The sequence below is a fragment of the Acidithiobacillus sp. TH-A36 genome, from assembly GCF_057473445.1.
In genome coordinates, this window is the sequence record NZ_JBYCKP010000427.1 from 1 (window position 1) to 3,562 (window position 3,562).

Genomic DNA, 3,562 nt, shown 5'->3' on the forward strand with positions numbered 1-3,562 from the left:
TTTATGCCGATCCGGAAGTGGCGCCATTACGCCGATCCCAAGGTGGCGCCATTACGCCGACTGCGGTTTGGCTCCATATTGCCGATCCGTGACACCATCACCCTGCCAACTCTACTGCTGGCCCTGCTCGGCACTTTTCAAGGAGCCCTTCTTTATCAGGCTCGCGCTCAATTTGAAGTGGCCACTCAGGAGGCTGTGCGCGCAGGAACGCTGCACGGTGCGAACACTGAAGCAATCCGTGAAGCACTGGCCCGTGGCCTGACTCCGCTGTACACCCACGGTCAAAACCTGGAAGCTCTGGCCAGAGGCTACGCCGCCGCCAAAACCGCTGCAGCACAAGCCAACATCCAAATACTCAGCCCCACTCGAGAGGCCTTTGATGATTTTGCTGAACTGACCCGTGACGGGTCTGGGGCTCCGGTTCATGCAATTCCTGTGGATCATCTTGCTTACCGGCAGACAAGCACCGGCGTCAACAGCAAAATGTCCATACAGGATGCGACTCTTCTGAAAGTACAAATTACTACTGTACAGCCGCTCGTTATACCCTTCATTGATCAAATTGGGCGTGGCCTCTATGCCTTGAAACAGGAAATGGGCTTACCCAGCATTTTTGGTCTGCAGTTAAGTCCGGTAACTGGTATTAATGGCCAGATGGGCTGGGGAATCCCTTTGCAGACAGACACGGTGATGCGCATGCAAAGCCCTGTGCTTGTGGCGGGGCTACCTAGTCAAAACCAGCTTGTGCAACACCCAGAGGCGGAAAGTGTACACGGTTCCACCCCACCTGCTTCGAACATGGAGCCACTTCCCACTTCTCCCAGCGATCTTGCCACTATTTCTGACGATAAAGCGCCGGTGTCCGATCACATTTGTAATGCAGGTGCCTGATGCTAAGCATAATTCACGGAGAAAGCATGTTGAATCCATCCATTAAGTTTGTTCAAAAATGCCTACAGCCCTGCCTGCTTTTAACCTGCATAATCACAGTAGATGCACGAGCGAGTCTGTACTCCACATCCTTTAACTGCGCGTCGGCAAGCACTGAAACCGAAAAAATCATCTGCCAGGATCCACAGCTGGCAAGTCTTGATCGACAGGTATCCAAGGACTATAACCAGTTGGCGGATGATATGAAAAAAGCAGGCAATTATCACGAGGCATTGGACTATCTGAATACTTCTCAGGAAAAATGGAAAAAGGAAACCATTGAGTGTAAAGGAGACAGTTTTTGTATCCAGGATGCCTATGGAAGACGTCTCTCTGAATTAACTAGCTGTTATCATAAGGATAGTGGTGTCACGAACACCCAGGATCTCGCGACATCCGCCGCTGTTTGTGTCAGCGCGTATAAAATGGATTGGTCCTTTCTTTCCGTCAGTGAAGGCGGTGTCTGGGTAGAAGGCTATGTACCCGGTTATCACCGGGAAGACCCTCATAATCCTGGGCATATTAACAAGAAGAAGCATGGTTTTGCCCCTGATTCGCACAGCGGGGTAACCATCGGAAATGGTGTGGATCTGGCGCAGCAGACGCCTACGCAACTCCGCCATGATTTTAAGGCTTATATTGAGGCAAATGGAAACCCAGAACATGTTGATTATGAAAAAATTATTAAGGAACTTTCACCATTTATGGAAAAAAAACTTAGAGGATGGCAGGCAGTAAAAAGCGTTACTGAAAAATCTCCTACCCTTTCAAAAACGCAAGCCGATTTTGTCACGCAAGCGGTACAATTACGCTCAGTGCGTCAACTGGAAGCGCAATTCAATCGCAACAACCAGATGGGAACCACTTTTCAGCAACTTCCAGCCGAAGCGCAAACAGCACTGGTGGATTTTTCCTATCAATATGGCCACGGTGACTCCTTGAACAAAGCCGAGAATAAAAAAACTGCTCAGGACAAAACGCGCAATGCTGTCTGGTCCGCCTACTATCAGGGAGATTGGCAAACTTTGAGCACCGCCCTTCAAGAATTCACCATTCCAGACCAGCGCAAAAAATTCAAGAAACGGCGGCATCGGGAGGGAATACTTTTACAAAAGGCCATCGGCGAAAAACGCTTGCCTGGAAAAGGAAACCCCTGCCCACCGAGCATTCCCAAACCTATCGCTGCATTGAATAAAATTTTTGACACTCGCGTAACGACAAGGAGAACACTGTGGTCATAACAAGGACAATCCAAAAATACTGCCTGGGATTAGTTTTGACATATTCATTGATAGGATCTGCAATGGCAGCGAGTGTTCCGCCTACGCATAGTATCGATAATTGCAGCGCCTCTAAAGGTTCTGAATTGTTAATCTGCAATATGAAAGGAGACGCTCAAGCCCCCTTCTTGCAGGAAGACATGTACAATGCCGGGCTTTTCGGACGCGCCTTACGCAACACCACGCCTGACAGCGCAGAACAAAAGCAAGTCATAGCAAGCCAATGGAGTTATCTCAAGGAACGCGATGCTTGTGGCACCGATACATCCTGCATCATGCGCGTGATGAAAGCACGACATAAGGTACTCATCGCCCTTAACCAACAACTCCGGGTGGAACTTCCCGATGCCGGAATCGCTCTGTTTGCGGGTAAAGCCTACCTTATTGACGCTGACGACCATGACCCACAGAAAAAGTCCGCCCAGATTTTGCTAAGTGACCGTATTTTTGATGCCTTTGAACAAGATCCCGTTGCTCACGCCAAATTATCTGATGGCAGTATCGTATTTTGGGGGTTTCAACAGGGTAATGGCAGCGTGCGTTCTATTGTGATCAGTAATACCCGGGGTGAGGTACAGCTGATAGGGGCAGTTGATGATTTGCCCGAGATCAGCCGCACACCTATGCCAACTGCAAAGACCATCTTAGCTGCCAGCCCTGCGAAAGCTTCGGGGCAAGTCCTGCTATTTGTCCATAATGCGAAAGCACTGCAATACTATTTGCCCGCTGTAGACGCCTGGGCAAGAGCCAATTTGCTGGGATTCAATGTGCGTTGCAATCAGAATTCGCATTGGCAGACGCTCTGTAAACAAGCGCGAGCCTATCCACTGCCTATTCGGGCTTATCAACTGGCTTGCAAATCAGGCTCTGGCCCCAAAAACTTCGCCGAACGCTGTCCATTACCCTTACCCAAAAGCCACGAGCAGGTTTCACTGGAATTATTCAGGCAATGATTGCGCTGAGTACACCTGCACGGCCAACTGCAAATCCTCCCAGGCCTTGCGCTTTTCCAGCGGGCTGCGGAGTAAATAGGCCGGGTGGTAGGTAACAATCAATGGAATGTTCTGGTACCGATGGGTATGCCCGCGTAACTGGCCGATGGGTGTCGTGACCTGCAGCAGACTCTGGGCGGCAAAACGCCCCAGGGCAACAATAATACGGGGCTGGAGCAGGGCAATCTGACGCTGCAAAAAAGGCAGGCAGGACTGCACCTCTGGACCCAGAGGATCACGATTGTTGGGGGGGCGGCATTTGAGCACATTGGCAATATAGACATCCTGCCGCCGGGTTAGGCCCATGGCTTTCAGCATGTTATCGAGCAACTGCCCGCCGCGACCGACAAAAGCTTCGCC

General features: G+C 50.5%; 4 protein-coding genes. 3 read left to right on the plus strand and 1 reads right to left on the minus strand.

The features are described 5' to 3' along the window. Window positions 1-3: 3 nt before the first annotated feature. The 3 genes from AC2VLY_RS11085 (at window position 4) to AC2VLY_RS11095 (ending at window position 3,163) form a co-directional block, all read left to right on the plus strand. Window positions 4-891, plus strand: coding sequence for a TadE/TadG family type IV pilus assembly protein (locus tag AC2VLY_RS11085; protein ID WP_486922283.1), 888 nt, complete (start codon window positions 4-6; stop codon window positions 889-891). Window positions 892-917: 26 nt separating this feature from the next. Beyond that, on the plus strand, window positions 918-2,171 hold the full coding sequence (locus AC2VLY_RS11090; protein WP_486893610.1) for a pesticin C-terminus-like muramidase: 1,254 nt from the start codon (window positions 918-920) through the stop codon (window positions 2,169-2,171). Window positions 2,172-2,233: 62 nt separating this feature from the next. After that, window positions 2,234-3,163, plus strand: coding sequence for a lysozyme inhibitor LprI family protein (locus tag AC2VLY_RS11095; RefSeq protein WP_486893612.1), 930 nt, complete (start codon window positions 2,234-2,236; stop codon window positions 3,161-3,163). Here AC2VLY_RS11095 and AC2VLY_RS11100 read toward each other — a convergent pair. Further along, a partial coding sequence (locus tag AC2VLY_RS11100) for a uracil-DNA glycosylase (RefSeq protein WP_486922282.1) occupies window positions 3,149-3,562 on the minus strand: 414 nt, incomplete at its 5' end. The genes AC2VLY_RS11095 and AC2VLY_RS11100 overlap by 15 nt on opposite strands.

What these genes read in the sequence shown, in the direction of transcription:
- AC2VLY_RS11090 (WP_486893610.1), top strand. Translation starts at nt 918, where the DNA reads ATGTTGAATCCATCCATTAAGTTTGTTCAAAAATGCCTACAGCCCTGC.
- AC2VLY_RS11085 (WP_486922283.1), top strand. Translation starts at nt 4, where the DNA reads ATGCCGATCCGGAAGTGGCGCCATTACGCCGATCCCAAGGTGGCGCCA.
- AC2VLY_RS11095 (WP_486893612.1), top strand. Translation starts at nt 2,234, where the DNA reads ATGGCAGCGAGTGTTCCGCCTACGCATAGTATCGATAATTGCAGCGCC.